Source organism: Herbaspirillum lusitanum P6-12, from assembly GCF_000256565.1.
In the GTDB taxonomy this organism is placed as follows: Bacteria; Pseudomonadota; Gammaproteobacteria; order Burkholderiales; family Burkholderiaceae_D; genus Herbaspirillum; species Herbaspirillum lusitanum.
On the sequence record NZ_AJHH01000530.1, the window covers coordinates 1 to 1,406 of the forward strand.

The following is a 1,406-nucleotide window of genomic DNA, read 5'->3' on the forward strand; positions in this document are numbered from 1 at the left end:
GGCCGTAGGCGGACAAGCGCGTCAGGCGCTGCTTGTTGAGCGAGAAATAATCCTGGTATTCGCGGCGCGACTTGCGCACCCAGCGCCAGCGCGAGGGATTGAAGCCGGACTTGACCAGGATCGGCGGTTCGCTCTTGAACAGGTTGGAAAAGGCGGTGCGCGTGATCGCCGGCAGGACCAGCGGCTGCACCACGCTGGGTGCGAGCAGGCCGGAGTTGCCGAAAGTGGCTTCTTCGGCGACGTTGGCGCGGCGTTCCAGCACCGCGACCTCAAAGCCGGCGCGGGCCAGGAAATAGGCTGTAGTTACCCCCGACAGGCCCCCGCCCACAACGGCAATCTGCTTCAGTGTTTTATTATGCGTCACTATTTATCGTCACTAATTCAATCGAGGCCGACCCGGTGGAAACCTTGTCAACCTGTACTGGCGCTGCTTGCCGAGGTGCGCCGATGATCCGTCCGGGGTGTTCGCCCGATACTCGCCCCGTAATGCGGCCTGAATGATACCAAATCGCAGGGGCGTACAGCGCTTTGCTTTTTTTGCGGCAATAGCGCGGCAGCTTTGTAAAACGCCCTCAACTGATTTCGGCATTTGGGAAATTGTCGCCTGGCCACGGAATCGCTAAACGGACTTTTCCTCCGAAGGGGGCTTGTTATTTTCGGTGCTGACTGGTTACATTAGCGCCAGCCGCGCTAAAGCGGTTTCCCGGTTTGCCGGAACGAGCGTCTTGCAGTTGTATCAGCGCGCATCAACAAATTTAAAAAGGTGAATACCATGATCATGACCAAACGTTTTGCTGCATTCTTCTTCGCACTGTTCGTATTGGCGCTGGCCGGTTGCGGTTCTACACCCCAACAGGCCAGCACCGGCCAATACATCGACGACTCCGTGATCACTACCAAGGTGAAGGCGGCGATCTTTGAAGAGCCGAACCTGAAAACGCTGGAGATCGGCGTCGAGACCTTCAAGGGCATCGTGCAACTGAGCGGTTTCGTGAACAACAGCGCCGCTTCTCTCAAGGCTGCTGAAGTGACGCGCAAGGTGGAAGGCGTCAAGGGTGTGAAGAACAGTCTGGTGGTCAAGTAAGCAGCAAGCAAGGGGGCAAGCAAGCCAAGCCACAGCTGGCGTCCCCCCGGCCCGTTCGACATCAGTCGGCCGGGCCGTTTTTCATTGCGCGTTCGCTGTATCCAATGCGTCCAGTGCATCGAAGCGCACCCGCAAAAAAGCCAGCAAGGCGCGCACCGTCGGCGATGCGCTGTTGCGATGAGGATAGACCGCATTGAGCGGGATTTCTTCCTGGCAGTACGCATCAAGCAAGGTCGCCAGCCTGCCGGCGCGTACGTCGTCGCGCACGTCAATCCAGGATTTGTAGGCGATGCCGACGCCGGCTACGGCCCATTCGCGCGGT

Annotated in this window: 3 protein-coding genes; 1 reads left to right on the forward strand and 2 read right to left on the reverse strand. The window is 58.7% G+C overall.

What is annotated here, in order from left to right; genetic code table 11:
• Positions 1-364, reverse strand: a 364-nt coding sequence (locus HLUSI_RS29310) for an FAD-dependent oxidoreductase (RefSeq protein WP_162098082.1), incomplete at its 3' end; no start/stop codon positions are given.
• Positions 365-772: 408 nt separating this feature from the next.
• Between HLUSI_RS29310 and HLUSI_RS0117560 the strand changes: the two genes are divergently transcribed.
• The gene (locus tag HLUSI_RS0117560) at positions 773-1,084 is read left to right on the forward strand and encodes a BON domain-containing protein (protein ID WP_016835202.1); all 312 of its coding nucleotides are present in this window, start codon (positions 773-775) and stop codon (positions 1,082-1,084) included.
• 81 nt (positions 1,085-1,165) lie between these two features.
• On the opposite strand, the gene HLUSI_RS29315 is transcribed toward HLUSI_RS0117560, so the two are convergent.
• A partial coding sequence (locus tag HLUSI_RS29315) for a LysR substrate-binding domain-containing protein (RefSeq protein ID WP_040503620.1) occupies positions 1,166-1,406 on the reverse strand: 241 nt, incomplete at its 5' end.

What these genes read in the sequence shown, in the direction of transcription:
- HLUSI_RS0117560 (WP_016835202.1), top strand. Translation starts at nt 773, where the DNA reads ATGATCATGACCAAACGTTTTGCTGCATTCTTCTTCGCACTGTTCGTA.